Source organism: Streptomyces pluripotens, from assembly GCF_000802245.2.
Lineage (GTDB): Bacteria > Actinomycetota > Actinomycetes > Streptomycetales > Streptomycetaceae > Streptomyces > Streptomyces pluripotens.
The window spans coordinates 2,293,571-2,316,392 of record NZ_CP021080.1 but is presented as its reverse complement, the minus strand read 5'-3'; the positions used below and the strand labels follow the sequence as shown (position 1 = coordinate 2,316,392).

Sequence of the window (22,822 nt, the reverse complement as noted above, 5' to 3'; positions counted from 1 at the left end):
TTGTGGGTCCACGGTACTGCTGGCGGGTTGGGCGTGTTGTGCGTCTACGCTTGGCGCATGTCCCCCGATCTTGCGTCTCATGGTTCGACGCGGTCTGCTGCGGAGTTGAACGCGGCGATCCGCGCACTGTGGTCGCATCCCGCGGTGCCGCTGTCGGCCGAGCAGCGTGCGGAGTATCGGCGGCTGCTCGCCGAGCTCCAGCAGGCCGAACGCGGAGGCGTCACTACGGCGGCGTGAGCCGGTCCCCAGCGGGCGGCCCATGGCGCACCGACCCCGGACACGACAAAGGCGCCCCCGCCCCTGCCGAAGCAGGAACGGGGGCGCTGCCGCGTCAACTCGCGCTCGCCATCCCCCCAAGCACCCCATCACCGCCCGACAATCATCAGCCGCGCGATGCCCAGCACCGGGAAGCCGCTGCCACCGATAGTCGCCCTGCCGGTACAACGGCTCGTCATCCCGCGCCTCGTAGTCCCACGTCCAGTCGCCGTACCACTCCGCGTAGGCCTGCATCGCACAGTCCTCCCACGACAGTGCAGCCAGCCAAGCGCGGGCGGCAGGATGGATGCGCCAGCGACCGCTCCGGGGCTTCTCCAGATTCACGTACGGGCGTTGTAGTGCCGGTGGAGCTCGACCGCGAGACGGCGCTTGTCGAACTCCCGGTTGTAGACGACGATCTTGCGGTTGATGAGCGCCCCGGTCAGCGGCACCAGGAGATCGCTGAAGCTCGGGGCAGTGCTGACCATGGCGGTGGTGCTGAAGCGCTCGGACGCAGGGTGCGCGGGTCGATCGCGTCGGGCGGGGGAGAGGTGGCTGGCGCTCCTGTCCGAGTCGCGCATCTGAACTCTGAACAACGGGACCCGGAGGCCGGGTGGGGGGCGAGACGCGGGCTGCTCCCGGCCGTCCGGCCCTGGTGTGCATCCTGTGGCAGCACGCCGAGGACGAACAGCTCCAGGTGGGTGATCCGCTGTGTCGGGTGATCCGCTGTTCTGGGGGAGCCCGGTGGCATCGTCGCCGGTTCCGTCATCCTTGGGGCGTGATGCAGCACCCGTAAGGCCGTACTGTCCGCAGGTCTTCGCGCCGCCCACCCCGCGGCAACCGCTCGAAACCGGAACGCGCGCCTGGCGAAGTGGCCCAACGACGGCACCCCGTCCGCTCGTGGGGCGGAGCGGGCCGGGGCAGCGTCGCCGTGCTGTTGGCCGTGTGCGCTCCCCGCATCGACGGACAGCTGTCGAATCCGAAGAAGAGGCTTGAAGCTGCCGGAGACTCCCCGAGCAGCCGTCCGCCGGCTGACCCCTCGGCCCGGTGCTTCGATGCGCATGCGGCGGGGCCTCCCCCCGTGGAAACCCGATGACTGCCGGACACCCCGAACGCATCCCTTGATCATCAAGAGGGTGCCCGAGGCTGCCCCGTGTCGACCGTCACCCGCTCTGACCAGCAAAAAGCCCTCCGGAGGGAGGGCTCTCAGCGGCGCCCCCGGCAGGACTCGAACCTGCGGCCAAGCGCTTAGAAGGCGCCTGCTCTATCCACTGAGCTACGGGGGCCTGGTGGCGGGACAAGGATAAAGCTCCCCGTTCCTTGACCCTGTCGCTTCGCCTCCGTGGCTTGATGTGGAGGTTCGGTGAAGCGGTCCCGATAATCGCAGGCGGGTACGAATCGTGCAGCGCTTTTACAGTCCGACGCACCGGGTGTTGTGCACTCGTTATGCCTGGACAGCGCCTGCGCCCCAGTCATCCCTTCTGTCCGTTCCGTTCCGTCGGCGCGCAGACATGTCTATATGCTTCAGAATTCCCCTGAAATTGGGCATTCTTCGCATGTGGTGACCTTGGACGTACGGCCTCAGCTGCTCGACACACTCTCCGCTCTGCGCGACCGTGTCGCCGCCGCACGCTTTCCGCTGCCCCTGGCCGGGGCCCCACGCGCGCGTGCCAACCGCGACGAACTCCTTGCGCAGCTCGACGACTATCTCGTACCGCGCCTGCGGGACCCCGGTGCACCGCTGCTGGCTGTCGTCGGCGGTTCCACCGGTGCGGGCAAGTCGACGCTCGTCAACTCCCTGGTCGGGCGTCGGGTGAGTGAGGCCGGTGTGCTGCGGCCGACCACCCGGACGCCGGTGCTGGTCTGCCATCCGGAGGATCAACACTGGTTCAGTGGCATGCGCGTGCTGCCCGACCTCACCCGTGTGTGGGTGCCCCACCAGGACACCGACGACGACCTCCTGCTGCCCGGCGAGAACCCCGCGCGTGTGCTGCGCATCGAGACCGTCGACAGCCTCCCGCGCGGGCTCGCCCTCCTGGACGCCCCCGACATCGACTCCCTGGTCGCCGACAACCGTGTGCTCGCCGCCGAACTGATCTGCGCCGCGGACATCTGGATCATGGTGACCACGGCGGCCCGGTACGCCGACGCCGTCCCCTGGCACCTGCTGCGCACCGCCAAGGAGTACGCCGTCACCCTCGTCGCGGTCCTGGACCGGGTACCCCACCAGGTCGTCTCCGAGGTCTCCCGGCAGTACGGCGCCCTGCTCACCAAGGCCGGCCTCGGTTACGTACCCCGTTTCACGGTGCCCGAGCTGCCCGAGTCCACCTGGGGGGCCGGTCTGCTGCCCACCACCGCCGTCGCGTCCCTGCGGAACTGGCTCATCCACCACGTCCAGGACCCCTCTGCCCGGCAGCAGGTCATGGCTCGTACGGCCTATGGCGTCCTCGACTCGCTCAAGTCCCGCATGCCCGAGCTGGCCAGCGCCGCCGCCGCTCAGTACGCGGCCGCGCTCCGGCTCACCTCCGCCGTCGAAACCGCCTATGACAGCGAGCGTGCGCGGGTGCGGGGCCGCCTTCAGTCCGGCGCGGTCCTCGCCGGGGACGCCCTCAAACGCTGGCGGGCCTTCCCACTGGACTGCACCGCAGGGGAACTCCTCGATGCGCTTGTGGAGAGCCTGGCCGCACTGTTGCTCTGCTCGGTCACCGCGGCCGACGAACGCGTGGACGACACCTGGCGGCGCGAGCCCGCCGCACAGGCTCCGGAGCTGACCGACCGCGACTCCTCACCGGGGAGCGCCGAGCACCGCATCGGCCTCGCCGTCCGGCGCTGGCGGCGTGAGGTGGAGGAGTACGCCGAGGAGGAGGTGAGGGAACTGGAACGTGCGACCGCGCCCGACCCCGAGACCGTCGCTGCCCTGGTCGCCGCCGCCGTGTTGGGCGGGCGCCGGGCGCGCGCAGCGGGCGAGGGGCTCGCCGAGCGGCTCGGCGCCCACGGCGCGCTGCGGTTGCGTGACCGGGTCGGGCGGCTGCTCACCGAGCACGTGGACCGCGTCGTGCACGCGGAACGGGAGCGGCGCCTCGCCCCGCTCGACGCCCTCGATGTTCATCCCGAGCACCAGGCCGAACTCATCGCTGCGTTGTCCGTACTGCAGAAGGAGAGGTGACCGGTGACCGCCGTCGCTGACCAGGACCACACGGATCACACCGACCACATGGGGCGTTGTGATGCGGAGGACGGCAAGGGGGGCGCCCGCCCGGTGTGTCCGTTGGACGACGGTTCCGGTGACGGACCGGTCAGTGTCACCGGCACGGTCGTGCAGACAGAGGCGGAAACCGAGGCAGAACCTGAGGCGGAAACCGAGGTCGTGGACGGGATCGGGGGCGATGGCCGGGCCGAGGACGGGGGCGGCGGGGGCACGGGTGGGGACACGGATCGGGAACGGCCCGCTTCGGTGACTGGTGAGTCCGAGGACACCGAGAGGGAGGACAGGGAGGACAGGGGCAAGAGTGCCCAGGCGGGCCAGCGTGTGCAGAGGGGGCAAAGTACCCAAGGGGTCGACGGCGCCCAAGGCGCCGCCGATGGTCTACTGACACGGTCGGCGGACCTGTGCGGGGCGGCGGAGGGGCCGGCCCGCGAGCGGCAGGCGTGGGTGAGGGCCGGCTACGCGGACCGGGACCGGGCCGCGTACGGCGAGCCCCCGGACGTGGGCGCCAACGCGTACCCTGCCGAGAACTCCGGCAGGGACACCGGTTCGCGGCTCCAGCCGCCGCACGCCCGCCTCGCAGAGGAGGCGCCGCACCAGTGCCCGCCGCGGGAGACGCCGGCCTCCCACCCCGCAGCGGACGCGACGCCCGACGCCGATCACGACTCCTCCGAAGCCTGGGACGACGGTCTCATCGCCCGACGGGTCACGGAGGCCACCGTCGCCGCCCTCGCCGTCGAACGCGCCTCCGCCTTCGAGGCCCCGGGCCGCGACCCGGGAAGCCCCCCCGCTCCACTTGCCTACGACGGCCCGCTGCGCTCCCGGCTGGACGCGCTGCGCGAACTCGTCGGGCTCTCCCGTACCCGCCTGGACAGCCGCACCCTAGCCGGGGCGGGCCGCGTCCTCGACGAGGCAGCCGCTCGGCGCAGACTCTCCGGCCGGCACACCGTGGTCGCGATCGCGGGTGCCACCGGCAGTGGAAAGTCGCAGCTGTTCAACACCCTGGCCGGAGTCGCCATTTCGGAGACCGGTGTACGCCGCCCGACCACGGCAGCCCCCATCGCCTGCAGTTGGAGTGACGGTGCGGCGGGCCTCATCGACCGACTGGGCATCCCGGGCCGGCAGCGCCGTCGCCCGCTGCAGAGCCCGGAGGCAGAGGCGCAGTTGCGCGGGCTGGTGCTGGTCGATCTCCCCGACCATGACTCCGCGGCCGTACAGCACCGCGAACAGGTCGACCGGATTCTGAAACTGGTCGATGCGGTGATCTGGGTGGTCGACCCCGAGAAGTACGCGGACGCCGTTCTGCACGAGCGCTATCTGCGCCCCATGGCCGGCCATGCGGAGGTCATGTTCGTCGTGCTCAACCAGGTCGATCGGTTGCCGGGGGAGGCGGCCGACCAGGTCCTGGACGATCTGCGGCGGCTGCTGGACGAGGACGGCATCGCGCTCGGCGAGTACGGCGAACCGGGTGCCACCGTGCTCGCCCTGTCGGCGCTCACTGGTCAGGGCATCGGTGAACTACGCGAAGCGCTGGGCCAGTTCGTGGCGGAGCGTGGTGCACCGGCCCGCCGGGTCGCGGCCGACATGGACGCCGCCGCGGCCGAGCTGAGGCCCGTCTACGCCAACGGACGGCGGACTGGCCTGAGCGAACAGGCACGCGAGGAGTTCGCCACACGGCTCGCGGAGTCGGTGGGTGCCACCGCGGCGGGCGAGGCGGCCGAGCGAGCCTGGCTGCGCAACGCCAACCGCGCCTGTGGCACACCGTGGCTGCGGCTGTGGCGCTGGTACCAGGACCGTGGCGAACCCCATACGGGTCGCTTGCCGGTGCGAGCCCAGGCCGATGAGGAGGCCACTGCCCGTCAGCGCGTGGAACAGGCGGTCCGCACGGTGTCCGAACGGGCCTCGGCCGGGCTGCCCGCGCCGTGGGCGCAGGCGGTGCGCGAGGCCGCCGCACGTGGCTCACAGGGGCTGTCGGAGGCGCTGGACGCGCTGGCGGAGCGGTCCGGACTGCCATCGGGGCGCCTGCCCCGGCCCGGCTGGTGGCCGGCGGCAGTGCTCGTCCAGGCGTCGATGACCCTGTTGCAGGTCGTGGGCGGCTTGTGGCTGGTGGGCCAGATCGTCGGTGTGATGGCCCCCAACCTGGGTGTTCCCGTGCTGCTGATGCTGTGTGGCATCGTCGGCGGGCCGCTGGTGGAGTGGGGCTGCCGGATGGCGGCCCGGGGACCCGCGCGGCGCTACGGCCAGGATGCGGAACGGCAGTTGCGGGAGGCAGCCGCGAACTGCGGCCGGGCCCGGGTGCTCGATCCAGTGGCGGCGGAATTGCTGCGGTACCAGGAGGTGCGGGAGCAGTACGGGAGGGTCGTGCGCACCGGCGCCGGTGCGGGTGCCGGAGTGGGTGCCGGAGTGGGGTGAGCCCGCGGACCTTCCCGGGGGTGGGTGAGGGGGGCGAGGAGAGAGGTCACTCGTACGAGTGGCGGGGTGTGCCACAGGTGAGTGGTTCTCCACAGCGTTCAGCGGGCTCGGTCCGGCGGAGGCAGTCTGAGGCCACGGCGATCACACGGCAGGTCCGGCCGGAGGCCCAGAGGTCGGTGCGGGTGGTCGGCGTGCGTGTGGGCGCCCATGGGGCGCGGGCGCCCACACCGTAGGCGCAGCCGTACGGGACGGGCCCGTAGGCGTGTCCGCCCGGCCAGGACGGGCCGGCGGGGAGGAGAGCGAGGACGTGAACGAGACCCATATCTGTGTGGTGGGCAATGTGGCGACGCAGCCGGTGTACCGGGAGTCGGCGGTGGGGACGTCGGCCCGGTTCCGGCTGGCCGTGACCGCGCGCTACTGGGACCGGGACAAGCGGGCCTGGACGGACGGACACACCAACTTCTTCACGGTGTGGGTCAACCGCCAGCTCGCTGTGAACGTCGCCGCGTGTGTGGAAGTGGGCCAGCCGGTCATCGTCCAGGGGCGACTCAAGGTGCGCACGGACGTGCGCGAGGGCCAGCAGCAACGGCCGTCCGCTGATATCGACGCCGTGGCGATCGGCCACGACCTGTCACGCGGCACTGCGGCCTTCCAACGCCCGACCAAGTCGGAGGCAGCACCGATGGCGACCAGGCCGGAGCCGGACTGGGAGGTTCCGCGACCTACGGAGACCCCGGATGGAAATCCGGCAGAACGGCCAGCTTCACATGTGGAAGTGACCTGACGTCACTTCCACAGAAAGCGGCGACAGGTCGTCACCCATGCACAAGTGGGGTGATGTGACGTCTCTGGCCTCACTATTGCCAACCAAGCATCGGATTGCGGACCTTCCGTGCCGAAGCACGGCTTGTTCGGAGCACCTGCTGCGCATGCCGCGTGGAACCAGGTGGATTTATCGATAAGCGCAGCTCATGACTGGTCCCGGCGATAACGATTACGGATCGGATCGGCAATCGGATGATCTGACCGGCAGGTGTGGCTCTGCCCGATCCATAAGATGCCAGGCATGCCCCTCGGGGCCGCCGATTCTGCTGGTGGGACCGTCCCCCACGTCCAACGGGTCCTGCTCGAAGGGGAATTCTGTGCTTGTTGCGCTTGCTGCGTTCCGTCGGTCCACCGGGGTGGCTCGCCTTGCCGTTGCTGCCACGGTGTCCGGGCTCGTGCTGGCCGGCGCCGGCACGGCCCTGGCCGCAGGAACGCCGCAGACCCAGGGCGGGGCGACGGCCACCATCAACGGTCTCAAGACCTACGGCGATGCCGTGATCCACGCGGACGGCGGCGATCAGCACGTGGCTGCGGGACTGTTCGAGATGTCGGTGGACGGCGGCGGCACCCTGCAGACGTACTGCGTCGACCTCCACAACCCCACCCAGCGTGACACCAGATACCAGGAGACACCCTGGAGCGGCACGTCGTTGGGCACGAACAAGGACGCCGGCAAGATCCGCTGGATTTTGCAGAACTCCTACCCCCAGGTCAACGACCTCGCCGCACTCGCCCGGCGGGCGGGTACGGGAGCTCTCACCGAACAGGACGCGGCGGCGGGCACCCAGGTGGCCATCTGGCGCTATTCGGACGGTGCGAAGGTCGACGCCGTCGATCCACGGGCCGAGAAGCTCGCCGACTATCTGGAGAAGAGCGCCCGGAACACCGGCGAGCCGCAGGCCTCGCTCACCCTGGACCCGCCCGCGGTCTCCGGCCGACCGGGAGACCTGCTGGGGCCGGTGACCGTACACACCAACGCAGGCGTAGTCACCGTGACCCCGCCGACGGACGCGGTCGGCAGCGGTCTGCGGATCATCGACAAGACCGGCAAGGTCATCACTTCGGCGAAGGACGGCAGCCGCCTCTACGTCGACATCCCCGAGGACGCCCCCAACGGCACGGCCCAGTTGACCGTGCAGGCGTCGACCACTGTGCCGGTGGGCCGCGCCTTCGCCTCCGAAAGCCGCAGCCAGACCCAGATCCTGGCAGGTTCCAGCGAGTCCACCGTCTCCGCTACCGCGACGGCCACCTGGGCAGCCAAGGGGGCGGTACCGGCGGTGTCGGCGCGGAAGAACTGCGCCAAGAGCGGTGTGGACATCACCGTGGCCAACAAGGAGGGTGATGAGCCCTTCACCTTCGAGCTGATGGACGTCGACCACACCATCCCCGCGGGCGCCTCCCGTACGGTGACCGTTCCGTTGCAGGAGGACCAGGCCTACGACTTCACGATCACTGGCCCGAACGGCTTCCGGCATCGCTTTACGGGCGTACTGGACTGCAAGACCCAGGGCAGCGCGATCAGCACCCAGACCACTCAGATCCTGAGCGAGCCCAGTCCCGTCACGGATGGCGGCACCTTGGACTCCACCGACCTCGCCGCCACCGGCGGTTCCGCGATCACCCCACTGATCGCGGGTGCGGCCATCGGCCTGGTGGTGATCGGCGGAGCGGTCCTGGTGTTGCTCCGCAAGAGGGACACCGGGGCGACCGACTGACGGCGGGCCACTGACCGGACAGTGATCACGCTGTGACAGGGCGGCCGACTGCCACGGCCTCCGGCGACCGCGCGGGTCGCTGTCCAGGCGGCACCGCCCGGACTGGCCTCCTCCCCCCGGTGGACGGCGGAATGGTGCGGTAGGTCACCGGGCAGGGCCGAGCCGTGGTCGCCGGACTCGACCGAGGTCAGACCAAGCCCAGGGGCGGTCAAGGGCACGCGGCGGCGCCTGGCAGTGACAGGTGCGTCCGTGACCGGTGCATCCGCTCCACCCAGTACGGCCGACAGCTCACCGTCCGGCCTCAAGGACAAGACGCCCTGCTCGAACGCCGCGCCGGGCACACCGTCCATCTCACAGAGGACCGCCTCACCTCCCTCGAAGATTTCTACAAACCCGAAGCAGCGGCAGGGAGCCTCCGCCCACCTCAGACCAAGACGGCCAGTTAGTGATCTGCAAGTCCTCACTGAACGGCGCTGCCGCTAGAAGTGCTCGACTTCCTGGCCGTCCGGGACCTGGTAGCAACCGGAGATGACATCCACGCTAAGCATCGGAGGATTGTCCTTCGCCATCTGAATGATGTGCACACTGGCCTTCTTCGCGTCGTTGTCAGCCGTGAGCCTCAGGTTCTTGTTCTTGCTGGTGTCCGGCCCGTACTCGACGATCTTGCAGCCGCGCTTCGGCAGCGCCGCCCTGAGCCGTTGCATGGCTACCTCGAGGTCACTGGAGGACGTCGGGGTGAAGCTCATGGGTGGAGGACCCGGAAGTACTTGTCCGGGTCCTTGCCGGAACACTCCGTCACGGTCGTGCGGCTGTCGGACGTCTTGCCTTTGACACCGATCATTTCGTAGATACTGCTGGAAACACCTTCCACCTCGTCAGCGGCGTCATTCGACGTGCTTGTGCCGGCGGAGGGGACGTCGGAACCGTTGTCAGCCATGTTGCATCCGATGAGGGTAGTGAGCGCAAGGGGTATGGCGACCGCGAGGACGCCCAGCTTGATCTTCACGTCGGGGAGTCCCTCCTACTTCACATGATCCCAGGAACCGTGCGGCCCGAACGTGCCGTACGAGGGCTTCAGCTCCACGTCGTCGCTCTTCCCGACAACGACCAGCCCCTGGTTCAGCAGGCTCTTGGAGCGGGGGTCCCAGTACCCGCCGTGCCCATGGGTGTTCGTCGCCATCTGGTTGGCGCCGAAGTCCGGGTCACTGGGGATGATGGTGCCGTCCTCGCCGAGGAAGAGGCGGCCGAGCTCCGGAACCGGGTCCGAGCCGCCCTCCTCGTTCCACACGTGCCCCCCGCGGACCTGCCGCTCGCAGTGGCAATGCACCGATCGGCACACCTGGTGGAGGCGGGCAGGGCATCCGGAAGAGCCGCTACAGGTCTGCCTGGTCCCGGAGCTGTTTCGGTGACATCCGAAGCCGACACAGCGTGGCCGGACCGCGGCGTGCAGCGGCGTCCCTGGGGAACGTCAGGCTGGCCAACGGCGACCAAGACCCGGTCGTCTGAGTGATCCTCCCGGGCCGTCTCTGGGGCGCGCGGGGGTACCCAAGGCCACTCAATGACCCGACAGCGACAGAGGCGCCACAGCCACCATCAGCGAAAGTCCAGGTCACAGCCCCCCGACCTAACGGGTTTCCGCCCAGGGGTGGCCGTACGGCAAGATGGGGTGTATCTGCCCACTGCCAGATTTCAAGCTGCCGGACGGTTTCTCTTGGCTGAGTTCATTTACACCATGCGCAAAGCGCGCAAAGCGCACGGCGACAAGGTGATCCTCGACGATGTCACCCTGAACTTCCTGCCGGGGGCGAAGATCGGCGTCGTCGGCCCGAACGGTGCCGGTAAGTCGACCGTGCTGAAGATCATGGCGGGCATCGAGCAGCCGTCGAACGGTGACGCCTTCCTGTCGCCGGGCTACAGCGTGGGCATCCTCCTCCAGGAGCCCCCGCTGAACGACGAGAAGACCGTCCTGGAGAACGTCCAGGAGGGTGTCGCCGAGATCAAGGGCAAGCTCGACCGGTTCAACGAGATCGCCGAGCTGATGGCGACCGACTACTCCGACGCGCTGCTCGACGAGATGGGCAAGCTGCAGGAGGATCTGGACCACGCGAACGCCTGGGACCTGGACGCCCAGCTGGAGCAGGCCATGGACGCGCTGGGCTGCCCGCCCGGCGACTGGCCCGTCACCAACCTCTCCGGTGGCGAGAAGCGCCGCGTCGCGCTCTGCAAGCTGCTGCTGGAGCAGCCGGACCTGCTGCTCCTCGACGAGCCCACCAACCACCTCGACGCCGAGTCGGTCAACTGGCTGGAGCAGCACCTGGCCAAGTACCCGGGGACCGTCGTCGCGATCACTCACGACCGGTACTTCCTGGACAACGTCGCCGAGTGGATCCTCGAACTCGACCGTGGGCGGGCCTACCCCTACCAGGGCAACTACTCCACCTATCTGGAGACCAAGGCCACCCGTCTGAAGGTCGAGGGCCAGAAGGACGCCAAGCGCCAGAAGCGGCTCAAGGAAGAGCTGGATTGGGTGCGGTCGAACGCCAAGGGGCGGCAGGCCAAGTCCAAGGCCCGTCTCGCGCGGTACGAGGAGATGGCCGCCGAGGCCGAGAAGATGCGGAAGCTGGACTTCGAGGAGATCCAGATCCCGCCGGGGCCGCGGCTCGGCAATGTCGTCGTCGAGATCAACGACCTGCACAAGGCCTTCGGGGAGAAGATCCTCGTGGACGGGCTGTCCTTCACGCTGCCGCGCAACGGCATCGTCGGGGTCATCGGCCCGAACGGTGCGGGCAAGACCACCCTGTTCAAGATGATCCAGGGCCTGGAGACCCCGGACTCCGGCGACATCAAGGTCGGCGAGACCGTCAAGATCTCGTACGTCGACCAGGGGCGCGCCAACATCGACCCGAAGAAGACGTTGTGGGAGGTCGTGTCCGACGGCCTTGACTACATCAACGTCGGCCAGGTCGAGATGCCCTCGCGGGCGTATGTCTCGGCCTTCGGGTTCAAGGGCCCGGACCAGCAGAAGCCGGCCGGCATTCTCTCCGGTGGTGAGCGCAACCGCCTCAACCTGGCGCTGACCCTCAAGCAGGGCGGCAACCTGCTGCTCCTCGACGAGCCCACCAACGACCTGGACGTCGAGACCCTGTCCAGCCTGGAGAACGCCCTGCTGGACTTCCCCGGCTGCGCCGTGGTCGTCTCCCACGACCGGTGGTTCCTCGACCGTGTCGCCACGCATATCCTCGCCTACGAGGGCGAGTCCAGCTGGTTCTGGTTCGAGGGCAACTTCGAGTCGTACGAGAAGAACAAGATCGAGCGGCTCGGGCCGGACGCCGCGCGTCCGCACCGCGCCACCTACAAGAAGCTGACCCGGGGCTGATCGGTCTTGCGGCACATCTACCGCTGCCCGCTGCGCTGGGCGGACATGGACGCGTACGGCCACGTCAACAACGTGGTCTTCCTCCGCTATCTGGAGGAGGCCCGTATCGACTTCCTGTTCCGCCCGGACAAGGAGTTCAAGCAGGGGTCCGTGGTGGCACGCCATGAGATCGACTACAAGCGGCAGCTCGTCCACCGGCACGAGCCCGTGGACATCGAGCTGTGGGTCACCGAGGTCCGGGCCGCCTCCTTCACCCTCGCCTACGAGGTGAAGGACGGCGACCTGGTCTATGTCCGGGCCTCGACCGTGATCGTCCCCTTCGACTTCGAAGCCCAGGCGCCGCGCCGGATCACCGCGGAGGAACGCGAGTTCCTCCGGGAGTACCGGGACCCGGCCGAAGACTCCGAGACCGGAGGGAAGGCCGTCGCCGCATGACGGTGCTGCACCTCGCCGACGAGCCGGAGGCGGCGGACCTCGCTGCCTTCCTCTCCCGGCTGCTGCACTACGACCGTGGAGCAGCGGTGCGTCTGCAGGCGGCAGGCACGGCCCTCGCCGTCTTCGGCCGGCCACCGTCCTTCGAGGTGCTGGCCATCCGCGCGGTGCGGCTGGCGAAGCCGTACGAGGACGGGCTCGACGTCACCCTCGACACCACCGTCTCGGCAGGCGAGTTCCTGGAGGCCGTGGACGAGCGTGCGGCCACTGTTGCCGTTCCCGGCGCGGTCACCGGGCCGCCGTGGGCCGGTGTGCTGCCGCCGCGCGTCGGCTGGCAGCCCGAGCCGGGGCTGCCGGCGCCGGACGCGCTGCGGGCGACCGTCGCCGCCGCGGTCACCGAATTCCGGTCACGCACGCAGGAGCTGGCGCCCCAACGGCGTCACCGCGCGGAGCTGGACCGGATCGGACGGGACATCTGGTCCCGGGAGATAGGGCGCACCCGGCTTCCGGTACGGGCCGTGCACGCGGCACAGTCCCTGGGTTTCCTGCGGCCGGGAACCGAGCCGGCCGACACCGGGCTGCTCTCGTCGGGGGCGTGGCTCCGGCTGCGCACCCCGTACGGATCCGTCGCCGTTCGGCGGACGGGCCTCGGCTCCCTGGGGCTCAGCGTGCACTGAGCGGTCTCGTTCCGGCCGTACGCGGGCCCGGCGTTGCCGGTCGTCCTCGCGCCCGTGCACCCGCGTCCCCGGTGTCCGGATTCTTGGACCGCGGGGGACGCCTGCCCGGGGAAACCATGCCGACCCCCTTTCGGGACGGTCTGCGCCGGACGGTGATCGGATTCCGGGGCACGGCACCGGAATCCGGCCTTGAGCGAGGCTGTATCAGCGGGACGTGATCAGTCCGGGGTGTTCACCATCGACGCGGCGGCGTAGGTCAGGTAGTTCCACAGCGTCCGCTCGTGTTCCTCGGGCAGATCCAGTTCGTCGACGGCCACCCGCATGTGCCGCAGCCATGCGTCGTGTGCCGCGCGGTCCACGGTGAAGGGGGCGTGCCGCATGCGCAGCCGGGGGTGGCCGCGGTTCTCGCTGTACGTCGTGGGACCGCCCCAGTACTGGATCAGGAACAGGGTCAGCCGCTCCTCGGCCGGGCCCAGGTCCTCCTCCGGGTACATCGGCCGTAGAACCGGGTCCTCGGCGACTCCCTCGTAGAAACGGTGGACGAGCCGGCGGAAGGTCTCCTCCCCGCCGACCTGCTCGTAGAAGGTCTGCTCCTGAAGCGTGCCGCGCCGAATCTCTCTCACCCGTCCATGGTCTCAGACCAGGGGACCCACTACCCAGGGCTCAGGACCGCACCTGTTGGCGGCGAAACGCCCCTAAGGTTGACATATGGGTGCCTATGATGCGGAGATCGAAAGCCTTGCCGCAGCCGGACGGGCGGCTTTGGTGCGGGAGATCGACGCCGAAGGCACCTGGGCGGCGGATCCGGTGTGGCGGAAGGCGTTCGCCGAGGTACCCCGGCATCTGTTCGTGCCGTACTACTACGTCGCCGGGCGGCGCGGCTACGAACGCCGCTGGGGCGAGAGCGCCGACCCGGAGGACCGGGAACGCTGGGTGCGCGGTGTCTACGCCGATGTGCCGCTGGCCACCCGGCTGCGCGACGGGGAACTGCTCTCCTCCAGCAGCCAGCCCTCCCTGATGGCGCGGATGCTGGTCGCGCTGTGCGTGACGGACGGCGACCGGGTCCTGGAAGTGGGTGCCGGTACCGGCTACAACGCGGCCCTGCTCACCCACCGGCTCGGCGACGGTGACCTCGTCACGACCGTCGACCTGGACCCGGAGATCGCCGAATCGGCCCGTGGGCACCTGGCTGCCGCCGGATACCGCCCGGTCGTCGTCACCGGCGACGGAGCGCGCGGGGTGCCCGAACGGGCCCCCTTCGACCGCGTCATCGCCACCTGCGAGCTGGCGACCGTCCCGCGCGCGTGGCTCGCCCAGTGCCGTCCCGGCGCCCGGATCCTGACTCCGCTGGCCACCGGTCTGGCGGCCCTCACGCTGCGGGACCCGGAGCGCGCCGAGGGCCACTTCCTGCCCACACCCGCCTATTTCGTGCCACTGCGTGGCGAGGGACGGGTGAAGCCGGAGGAAGTCTCCCTGGCCGGACTGCCGGGACGGGCCCGCGAGCAGGAACTGTTCCGCTTCTTGCTCGCGCTCACCCGGGGGACGCTCACCGCGCAGGAGGCCTACGTACTGTGGGAGCGTGAGGGCGAGCCGAGCCGTGAACGGTACGGCGTCACGGTCACGCCGGAGCGCACCTGGGCCTGGCTGGACGACCCGGTGGGGCCATATGCCTGGCCCCTCCCCGGGCAGTCGCAATCCCCGGTCCTTCCCTAGGCCCTGCGGATCGTGATCGTGGTCCAGGCGCCCACGTGTACCCGGTCACCGTCCTGGAGCGGAACCGGCACGAAGGGCTGGATCGGTTCCTCCGCGCCGTTCACCGTGGTGCCGTTCGTCGAGTTCTGGTCGACGATCGCCCAGCTGCCGTCCGGCTGCTGGACCAGTACCGCGTGCTGGTGCGAGACACCGGGGTCCTCCGGGGGCACCGCCAGGTCGATGTCGGGCGTGTCACCGGTGGAGTGTCGGCGCCGGCCGATGGTGATCTGGTTGCCGGCGAGCGTGCGCTGCTGTTCGGGCGAGTACGCGGGCAAATTCAAGCCCGCGGCCTCGGGCCCGGAGCGCTGCATCATCGCCATGAAGTACTCGCGGTCCGGGCCGATGGTCGCGGTCCAGGTGGCCTGCTGCGACGGCTGCGGGAAGCCGGGGCCGGACGGGCCCTGCAGGCCGCCGGGCGGCGGGTAGCCGTATCCGCCGCCCTGGCCGCCGGGTCGGCCACCGTCCGGGCTGCCGGGTCCTCCCGACGGACCGGCGGATGTCGGAGGGGAGATCACCCAGTCGTCTTCACCGCCGCCGAAGGACGGGCCACCGGCGGACGGACCGCCGAAGGGCGAACCACCAGGGGGGCCGCCGACCGGGGGCCGACCGGTCTCCTGCGGGAAGGCGGGCGGAGCGGACGGCGCGGACTGGAACGCCTGAGGGGCGCCCCCGGGGCCGGCCCCCGGTCCCGGGGGCCGGCCGGCTGACGAGGAAGGGGCGGACGGCGGTACCGGGCGGGACGGGTCCACGCCGAATCCCGAGGGGCCGGGCGCGCCGGGACCCCGGGACGGACCGGGTGGCGTGGGGCCATCGGGGGCGGACGGCTCACGGCTGAAGGGCGGCGGACCGGAGGAGCCGTCGGGTCGCTGTCCCTGCCCCTGCCCCTGCCCCTGCCGTTGGCCACCGCCGAAGAACGGCGAGCCGGACGGGCCGCCGGCGCCCTGCGGCTGGGACCCCCCGAAACCGGAGAGCCCGTCGGAAGCCGGGCCCTGGCCGGGCACCCGGCCTGCCACCTGGCTGCCGCCGAAGTCCCGCGGCGGGCCGGACGGACGCCGTTCACCGCCGAAGGCGGGCGGGGCGGTGGGGCCGTCGGGTCCCGAGGGGCCGGGCGAGGTCGGCGGGCCGGACCGACCGCGGTCGCCGCCGAACGGCATCGGGCCGGAAGGCTCGCTACCGAAGGACGGTATCGGCTCGGCGGGCCGGTTTATCTGCGAGGGCCGTGAGTCCCGGTACTCGTATCCGTCACCGCTGCCGTACGTCGCGCTCGGCGGCTGGAAGCGGGCCTGTCGTGTGGGGGCGGCCGGGGTGTACGAGGTGGCCGTGTTGGTCAGGAAGTTCCACCGGCACTCCTCGCAGAAGGGCGCACCGCCCTCGCGGGGCGTGCGGCACTGCGGGCACAGCTCCGGCTCCGAGCCGGGCGTACCGGACGGGTGCGGATGTCCCCCACCGGCCTGGCTGCCGGGACGGCTCTGGCCGGTGGGCGGTGGGAAGCCGTAGCCGCCGGCGGGCGGGGGCGGCGGAGGTACGGCACCGGCCATGCGGTGACCGCAGACCTCGCACCAGTCGTCGGAACCCGACTGGTGTCCGTTCGGGCAGGTCGGCATGTCGGTGCTTCCCCTCCTGCTAAGGGTCCGGCTGGATATCGCGCTGCCGTGCGGCAGCGTCACTTCTTTACACGAACAGTCTTTGTGGACCGGGTCTCGAGAGTCATCTCATCGGCCTCGGCGACCTTCGTCTTCAACCGCACAGTACCTGTCGCGGCATCGACCACGTCCACCACCTTCGCAAGCAGTTTCGCAGTATCCGCGTTCCCCGAGGCACTCGCGAGCTGAACTGCCCGCCCCAGTTTGGCCGTTGCGCCGTCGAAATCACCCGATTTACGGAGTTCGAGGCCTTGCTGGATGGCTTGTGCGAGTTCGGCCTGCCCGGTGTAGTGGGCGACCTGCGGATTGATCGAGGTGGACGCGGTCATGTCGTCGGTCCAGACGGCCCGTACGAGCCCCTGCGCGCCGAGGCTTTGTGCACTTCCGTCCGGTTGGGGCACGATCAGGGAGACCCTGGCGGCGAGCATCTCCTGGCCGAGGCCAGCCGGTGGAACCTCCACGCACACGTGGTAGTCGCGGGACTCGTCGCCCCAGGATCCGGTGGGGTAGTCCCCGGCTCGGGGCCCTGCCTCGGTGCGCCGAGCAGTCAAGTCCTCGACGGTGGGAGCGACTTGCTTGACGAATCTGAGGGACGCGCCGACCGGCGTCCAGATCCGCAGGGCGACGTCGGCGACCTCTTTGCCCATCACCGTCTCCATCATCTGGGTGAAGTCGGTGGCCAGGCCCGACGGGTCGGCGACGATATCGGCGGTGCCGAGCAGCGCGGAGGCGATACCTGTGACTTCTTTCACTTCCCAGTCGGTGCCCACGCCTCGTGCGTCACAGGTGAGCCGTCCGGCGCACGCACCCAGCGCTTCCCTCAGGTCCTCCGGTGACTCGTGTTCGTTGCGGCCGTCGGTGAGCAGGACGCCGTGCCGGATGGTGACGTCCGCCGAGGACAGCAGCCGGTCGGCGAGGCGCAGCCAGGTACCGATGGCCGTACCGCCGCCCGCGCTCAGCCGGCGCAGTGCCTGTTTGGCCTGTGCACGGGTGGTGGCGTCGGCGACCGCGAGTCGCCCGCCGCCCGGGTACACCTCCTTGGCCATGTGCGTGCCGCCGATCACCGCGAAGTGGGTGCCGTCACGCAGGGTGTCGATGGCGGCGGCGGTGGCGTCGCGGGCATTGCGCATCTTGGTCGGCGGGTAGTCCATGGAGCCCGAGCAGTCGACCATGAGGGCCACGGCGGCGGAGGGCCGCTGCCCGGTCGGATAGAAGGGGGCGGTGACCGAGCTGCCGATGGTGCCGCCGCCCGTCGCCGTCACCGTGACGATGGTGTTGACCTCGTGGCCGCCCTGCGGCAGGTACTCGTTCTGGTAGACCTCCACCGAGAACTGCGGCACGGTCGACTTCGCGAAATTGGCCATGCTTGATCGCATCCCCCTCCGGCACCCCGCTGACGCGAGGCGTTGCGTGTGGACGGCCCGGTCCCCTCCGGTCCGCCGAGGCCTCCCCGCTGTGTGACGGCGTTCCTTTTCGGCCTCAGGCCGATCCTGCCCCCTGAGGCGGCGCCGGGAACGGCAGGACCGCCACTGTTACGTTGTCGTGGCCCCCGCCGTCCAGGGCGTGGCCGACCAGTACCCGGGCGCAGTGCAGCGGGCGTGCCGCAGCGTCCGGCGGGACCGCCTCGGACATCTCCTCGGCCGTTTCGGCGTAGTTCCACAGCCCGTCTGTGCACACCACCACGACACCGGGCCGGTCCGGCTTGAAGCAAGCGGTGTGCGGCTCCAGCTCGTAGGCATCCGCGCCGAGCCAGCCGGTGATCGCGTGGGCGCGTTCGTCGGCGTACGCCTCGGCCTCGCCCATCAGCCCGGCGGCGACCATCTGTGCGGCCCAGGAGTCGTCCTCGGTCAGTCGGGCGGGCGGCGCACCGCGGTCGTCCGGCACCCAGTAGACCCGGCTGTCGCCGACCCAGCCGACGACCAGCAGCCCGGAAGCGACCACCGCGCCGACGAAGGTGCAGGCCGGGGCGTTCTGGTGCGGGAGGTGGTCGCGGGCCGTGGCGGGTTCCTCGGCCAGTGCGTTGACGGCCTGTGCTGCGCTGACGATCGCCTCGTGCATGGCCTGCTGCGGGTGGGTGCCGTGCGGCAGGGCCGCCAGCAGTGAGTCACCGGCCGTCCGAGCCGCCGCCAGGGAGGCGTCGTCGGGGCGGGTGGCCGACGAGACGCCGTCGCAGACGACCGCGAGGGCGGCGGGTGTACCGTCGGCGAGCGTGGTGTGGCCGACGGTGAAGGCGTCCTCGTTGCGGTGATGGCGCAGGCCCCGGTCGCTGACGGCGGCGACCGGGCCCGACTCCCGCTCCAGGTGGTCGCGTTCGCGTGGCTGGGCGTGCCCGCAGTTCTCGCAGTACCCGTCGCTGTCCACCCGCCCCGCACAACAGGCCACGCACATCTGCTGCGGGGCGGCCGGACCGGCACCGGAGCCGGCGGCGGGGCGCGGGTCCGGCGCTTGCAGCGGGTACTCGTCGAGATCCGCCGGCCGGTCGAAGCGCACCCCGGAGCCCGCGGGCCGCTCCCGGCCGGGTGCACCGGCCTCGTGCCCGGGCAGGGGAGGGCCACCGGAGCCGGGGCCGGACCGGTCGGCCGGTTCTGACGTGGGCCGGTCCGTGCCGTCTCCGGGGGAACCGGTCATGGCGAGCGTCGGATGGTCCTGCGGCGGAGCGGGTACCACCGAAAGGTCGTATCCGCACGCTCCGCAGAAGAGATCGCCTGGTTCGACGGGCTCAGCGCAGCTCGGGCACTTCTTCAGTGCGGCCTGCTGGGGCATCTGCGACATCAACTACACCCACGTCCGGGGGCGGTAACGGTTGGCCCGTTCCACCAGTTCGATCCTCTCCTCGCCGCCCGGTGCCAGCCGGGCCAGCGTGCGGTAGGCACGTTCCAGGCCGAACCGGAGGCCCCGCTCGTCCAGACCGCTGCCCAGCAGCACCTGTCCACCAGCGGCAGGCGGAGTGGTGCTCTGGCCCACGGACAGTACCCAGTCCAGTGCACAGCCGAGAACCTCCGCCGACAACTGTGCGCGCCGTGCTGGGTCCAGACCGTATGCCTGCAGCGCCTCGACCTGTCCGGCGGCGGCCGTCAGGTCGTCAAGGAACGGTACGTCACCGGGGGGCGCCGTGCGCTGTTTGATCCGGGCCCGGACGGCGGCGATGCGGGCGGCCGTGTAGTGGATGGAGGATTCCGGCACCGACTCCAGCGTCTTGACGGCGCCGCGCCGGTCCCCGGCCGCGAGCTCCACCCGGGCGAGTCCGAAGGCCGCGCTCACATGACTCGGGTCGGTCGCCCACACCAGGTAGTAGTACTCGGCGGCGTTGTCCAACTGGCCCAGCACCTCCGCGCACAGGCCGAGCGCGAGCTTGGGCGCGGCCTCGCCGGGGAAAGCGTCGTAGATCGCATCGAAGGCGAGCGCGGCACCTTCGAGGTCGCCGGTGACCAGGGCGCTCACGCCCCGGTACCACACCACCCGCCAGTCGTCGGGCCGCTCCTCGTCCAGCTTGCCCAGGCCCATCAGCGCGCCCTGGTGGTCGCCCCTCTCCAGCCGGGCGCGGACCTGCCGCAGTCGGGTTTCCACGGTCGGCGTGGGCGCCGCATCCAGCGCGCTGATCAGCTCGGCCGGCGCGGCGGCCATCAGGCCCGCCAGGAAACCGGCGTTGGGGTCGTCCGGGTCGACCAGCGGCACCGGCAGGGCGAGGGCGGCGGCCCGGACGTCCACGGGCCTGACGAGGGCCGACGGGCTGGAGGGGGCGACCGGTTGTCGTTTCGCACCGCGCGCCGCCCGTGACCCCAGCCGGGACACGTCCTCGCTCAGGTGCGGGAACAACTCCGTGTCCGTGACCTTGATCTCGGGCCCGAACAGCGTCGACAGGGCCGGCCGCGCCTGCCCGGTCTGCAGCGCGACGACCTCACGCAGCACGCCGGTCAGCTGCTCGGACATCTCCTGCGCGGAGGCGAACCGGCGGGCCGGGTCGGGGTCGGTGGCACGCACCAGGAGCCGGTAGAAGGACTCGTAGCGGCGGAAGACCTCGATCGTGTCCGGGTCGGGCAAGGAGTCCGCGTAGAGGTTTGTGTACCCCTGGAAGTCGAAGGTGAGTACCGCGAGCGTCCGGGCCACCGTGTACAGGTCGCTGGCCACCGACGGGCCGGTCTCGGCGACCTCCGGTGCCTGGTAGCCGATCGTGCCGTAGATCGCCGACTCGTCGTCGTCCACGCGGCGCACCGCGCCCATGTCGATCAGTTTGAGCTGGTCCTCGGTCTGGATGGCGTTGTCGACCTTGAAGTCGCAGTACAGCAGGTTGCGGCTGTGCAGATGGCCCAGCGCCTCCAGCGCCTCGATGCCGTACGCGCAGGCCTGCTCCACCGGCAGCGGATCGCGCCGGCCGTCGGGAGTGCGGCGGGCGTTGGCGATCTCCTTGAGTGACTTGCCGCCCACGTACTCCATGACGATGTAGCCGTCGAGGGAGCCGGTGCGCTGGTCGAGGTGCTCCACGAAGTTGTAGATCCGCACGATGTTGGCGTGCTCTATCTCCGCCAGGAAGCGCCGCTCGGAGATGGCCGCCGCCATCGCGTCCTGGTCCCCGGTGTCCAGCAGGCCCTTGAGTACCACCCACCGGTCGGCGACGGCCCGGTCCACGGCGAGGTAGATCCAGCCGAGTCCGCCGTGCGCGAGGCAGCCTGCGACCTCGTACTGGCCGTGCACGATGTCCCCAGCCCTCAGCTTGGGCACGAAGGAGTAGGGGTGCCCGCACTTGGTGCAGAAACCTTCCGTGCGCCCCGGCCGCTCACCGCGGGCCCGGCCGACCGGTGCCCCGCAGTCGGCCCGTGAGCAGAACCGCTTCCGCTCAAGCACCTCCGGGTTCTCCAGCACCATCGCGCGGGGGTCGGGCCGCGGAACCTGCGGCACGCTCACCAGCCCGGCGCCCAGTCGACCGCGTGCCGACGTGCTCGACGACGAACCGGAGCTGCGCACCGACACCGATCGGCCGCTGGACCTGCCCGACAGCGAGCGGGAGAGACGCCCGGACACCGAGCGGCGCGACTTCGACGACTGGGAGGCCGTACGGGAACTGCCGGAACTACCGCTCTGCGCGGAGCCCCTGGTCATTCCGGTGGGCGGCGAGCCGACCATCCCGGTCGCCGAGACCACGGGTGCCAGGCCGCAGGCGTCGCAGTACAGCTCACCGCCGCCGACGTCCTCGTAACGGCCCTCGCACCCCGGCCGCTGGCACTCCTGCCCCGGCTGACTCATGACTGGCCCCCCTCAGGGCCCTCCGGCATGCCGGGGCCGCCGAGCAGTTCGACTGCTGCCTGCTGGTAGCGCAGCACGGCCTGTTCCGCCACACGCAGGTCGCAGGGCGCGCTCCACAGCATCCGCCGGGCCGCGTCGTACCGCTCGACCAGCACCGGGTCCTCGGCCAGACCGTGCCGGGCGACCTTCGCCTTGTAGGCGTCCAGCCGGCCGCGCAGTTCGGCGCGGACCGCGAGTGGTGCGGTGACCGCGGTCAGCGACTCACGGGCCCGCAACAGTTCGTCCTCCGCTTTCCGTTCGAGGGATTCCAGGAGCGGGGAGAGGCGGTGCCACCGCGCCTGCCGCCGGTACTCGGCCGCCGTCGCCAGTTGCTCCTGCAGCGCGGTGGGTGGGCCGCTGACCACCGGTACCTCGGTAGCGGCGATCTTCGCCAACACCTCGCCGCGTGCGGTGCGGGCCTCGGCGAGCGTGCGGTCCGCGCGGGAGAGCACGTCCCGCAGCCGGATCAGCCGTGCCTCCGCGTCCTGGCGGACCGTCAGTACGGCTTCGATCTCCCGCCGTGCGTCCTCCAGGGCGCGCGCCTCACGGTCGTACACCGTGGTGTCCGGACGGCCGCCTCCGGGGGCCGAACTGCCTTCGGCCGGTACCCAGAAGGCGAGCGGATCCGAGACGACGTCCTGCCGCAGCCGGGTCAGTGTGCGGGTGATCCGTTCCAGGTCGTCACCGGCCGGGTGCTCGCCCGGACGCACGCCGACGGAGTGCGCGAGCTGCCGGGTGCGCTGGAGCTCCGCGGCGAGCAGATCGATCCGTGCGGGCAGTGCGGACCAGACCGCGTCGGCGGCGACGACCATGTCCAGACTCGTCGCGTACAACTCGTTCATCCGGTCCACCAGGGAGGTCAGTGAGAAGGTCTCGCTGAGCCTGCCGTTCCCGGCGACCGTCACTGAGTCGCCGCGCAGTAGCCCGGTCAGCTCCACCAAGTCGTCGCGGCTGGACCAGCGGCGTCGGGAGCGGATCTCGCGGGCGGTGTGCAGGGTGGCGGCGTAGGCGTCGAAGTACCCCCACAGACGGGTGATCCGGGCCTCCGTCGCCTGCCAGCGTTCCTTGGTGACGCCGGTCAGTTCCGCGCCTTCGAGGAGTCTGCGGCCCGCGTGGTCCTGTAGGGCCAGCAGCGAGGTCTCGATCGCCTCATGTTCCTGGCCGAGCCGCGCCAGCGCACGGTCCGCCTCGTCCCGGTCCATCACCGGCCCGGCGGGGTCCGTGACGCCCATCGATCACCTCTCGCTGCT

The 22,822-nt window shown here is 70.6% G+C and carries 19 protein-coding genes and 1 tRNA gene; 9 read left to right on the top strand and 11 right to left on the bottom strand.

Annotated elements, in window-relative coordinates; translation table 11 throughout:
• The first annotated feature begins 57 nt into the window (after positions 1–57).
• Positions 58–237: a hypothetical protein gene (locus LK06_RS10240; protein ID WP_039649771.1), complete on the top strand. Its 180-nt coding sequence runs from the start codon at positions 58–60 to the stop codon at positions 235–237.
• Between the two features lie 359 nt (positions 238–596).
• Here the strand turns inward: LK06_RS10240 and LK06_RS33090 are convergent, their stop codons facing one another.
• Positions 597–743, bottom strand: a complete 147-nt coding sequence (locus tag LK06_RS33090) for a hypothetical protein (protein ID WP_159025077.1) — start codon at positions 741–743, stop codon at positions 597–599.
• Positions 744–1,468: 725 nt separating this feature from the next.
• Positions 1,469–1,541 (bottom strand) — tRNA-Arg (locus LK06_RS10230).
• Between the two features lie 272 nt (positions 1,542–1,813).
• Between LK06_RS10230 and LK06_RS10225 the strand changes: the two genes are divergently transcribed.
• The 4 genes from LK06_RS10225 (at position 1,814) to LK06_RS10210 (ending at position 8,412) form a co-directional block, all read left to right on the top strand.
• Entirely contained in the window at positions 1,814–3,421 is a 1,608-nt protein-coding gene (locus LK06_RS10225) for a dynamin family protein (RefSeq protein ID WP_039649654.1), read from the top strand.
• A gap of 3 nt (positions 3,422–3,424) precedes the next feature.
• On the top strand, positions 3,425–5,872 hold the full coding sequence (locus LK06_RS10220; protein WP_167747941.1) for a YfjP family GTPase: 2,448 nt from the start codon (positions 3,425–3,427) through the stop codon (positions 5,870–5,872).
• 307 nt (positions 5,873–6,179) lie between these two features.
• Positions 6,180–6,656 carry a single-stranded DNA-binding protein gene (locus tag LK06_RS10215; protein ID WP_039649650.1) on the top strand — a complete coding sequence of 159 codons (477 nt, stop codon included), beginning with the start codon at positions 6,180–6,182 and terminating at the stop codon, positions 6,654–6,656.
• A 358-nt stretch (positions 6,657–7,014) separates the two neighbouring features.
• A complete protein-coding gene (locus tag LK06_RS10210; protein ID WP_411572766.1) occupies positions 7,015–8,412 on the top strand; it encodes a Cys-Gln thioester bond-forming surface protein in 1,398 nt (465 codons plus the stop codon).
• 479 nt (positions 8,413–8,891) lie between these two features.
• Here LK06_RS10210 and LK06_RS34270 read toward each other — a convergent pair whose 3' ends face one another.
• Genes LK06_RS34270 through LK06_RS10200 form a run of 3 tightly spaced genes read right to left on the bottom strand, consistent with a single transcriptional unit; the run spans position 8,892 to position 9,700 of the window.
• Positions 8,892–9,158, bottom strand: a complete 267-nt coding sequence (locus LK06_RS34270; protein WP_234367389.1) for a hypothetical protein — start codon at positions 9,156–9,158, stop codon at positions 8,892–8,894.
• Positions 9,155–9,418 (bottom strand): hypothetical protein, encoded by a 264-nt coding sequence (locus LK06_RS34265; RefSeq protein ID WP_234367388.1) that lies wholly within the window; start codon positions 9,416–9,418, stop codon positions 9,155–9,157. The genes LK06_RS34270 and LK06_RS34265 overlap by 4 nt, the downstream gene beginning before the upstream one ends.
• Before the next feature lie 15 nt (positions 9,419–9,433).
• Entirely contained in the window at positions 9,434–9,700 is a 267-nt protein-coding gene (locus tag LK06_RS10200) for a hypothetical protein (protein WP_039649646.1), read from the bottom strand.
• Between the two features lie 423 nt (positions 9,701–10,123).
• Between LK06_RS10200 and ettA the strand changes: the two genes are divergently transcribed.
• From ettA to LK06_RS10185, 3 genes are read left to right on the top strand one after another with little or no spacing between them, the layout of a single operon-like run.
• Entirely contained in the window at positions 10,124–11,788 is a 1,665-nt protein-coding gene (ettA, locus tag LK06_RS10195; protein WP_039649644.1) for an energy-dependent translational throttle protein EttA, read from the top strand.
• A 6-nt stretch (positions 11,789–11,794) separates the two neighbouring features.
• Positions 11,795–12,223, top strand: a complete 429-nt coding sequence (locus tag LK06_RS10190) for an acyl-CoA thioesterase (protein ID WP_039649642.1) — start codon at positions 11,795–11,797, stop codon at positions 12,221–12,223.
• A complete protein-coding gene (locus LK06_RS10185; protein WP_039649640.1) occupies positions 12,220–12,897 on the top strand; it encodes a DUF8185 domain-containing protein in 678 nt (225 codons plus the stop codon). Before LK06_RS10190 ends, LK06_RS10185 begins: the two co-directional genes overlap by 4 nt.
• Positions 12,898–13,115: 218 nt before the next feature.
• Here LK06_RS10185 and LK06_RS10180 read toward each other — a convergent pair whose 3' ends face one another.
• Positions 13,116–13,520: a globin gene (locus LK06_RS10180; protein WP_039649638.1), complete on the bottom strand. Its 405-nt coding sequence runs from the start codon at positions 13,518–13,520 to the stop codon at positions 13,116–13,118.
• Positions 13,521–13,605: 85 nt separating this feature from the next.
• Here LK06_RS10180 and LK06_RS10175 point away from each other — a divergent pair, with 85 nt between their 5' ends.
• Positions 13,606–14,610 (top strand): methyltransferase domain-containing protein, encoded by a 1,005-nt coding sequence (locus tag LK06_RS10175; RefSeq protein ID WP_039649636.1) that lies wholly within the window; start codon positions 13,606–13,608, stop codon positions 14,608–14,610.
• Here the strand turns inward: LK06_RS10175 and LK06_RS10170 are convergent.
• The 5 genes from LK06_RS10170 to LK06_RS10150 all read right to left on the bottom strand — a co-directional run bounded on the left by LK06_RS10170 (position 14,607) and on the right by LK06_RS10150 (position 22,804).
• Positions 14,607–16,253, bottom strand: coding sequence for an FHA domain-containing protein (locus LK06_RS10170; protein WP_043433057.1), 1,647 nt, complete (start codon positions 16,251–16,253; stop codon positions 14,607–14,609). The two genes, LK06_RS10175 and LK06_RS10170, sit on opposite strands and share 4 nt — an antisense overlap.
• Before the next feature lie 59 nt (positions 16,254–16,312).
• Positions 16,313–17,656: a vWA domain-containing protein gene (locus LK06_RS10165; RefSeq protein WP_039649633.1), complete on the bottom strand. Its 1,344-nt coding sequence runs from the start codon at positions 17,654–17,656 to the stop codon at positions 16,313–16,315.
• Between the two features lie 115 nt (positions 17,657–17,771).
• Positions 17,772–19,064, bottom strand: coding sequence for a PP2C family protein-serine/threonine phosphatase (locus LK06_RS10160; protein WP_039649768.1), 1,293 nt, complete (start codon positions 19,062–19,064; stop codon positions 17,772–17,774).
• A gap of 3 nt (positions 19,065–19,067) precedes the next feature.
• Positions 19,068–21,533 carry a serine/threonine-protein kinase gene (locus LK06_RS10155; RefSeq protein ID WP_071659211.1) on the bottom strand — a complete coding sequence of 822 codons (2,466 nt, stop codon included), beginning with the start codon at positions 21,531–21,533 and terminating at the stop codon, positions 19,068–19,070.
• Entirely contained in the window at positions 21,530–22,804 is a 1,275-nt protein-coding gene (locus tag LK06_RS10150) for a coiled-coil domain-containing protein (protein WP_039649631.1), read from the bottom strand. The genes LK06_RS10155 and LK06_RS10150 overlap by 4 nt, the downstream gene beginning before the upstream one ends.
• Positions 22,805–22,822: the final 18 nt, after the last annotated feature.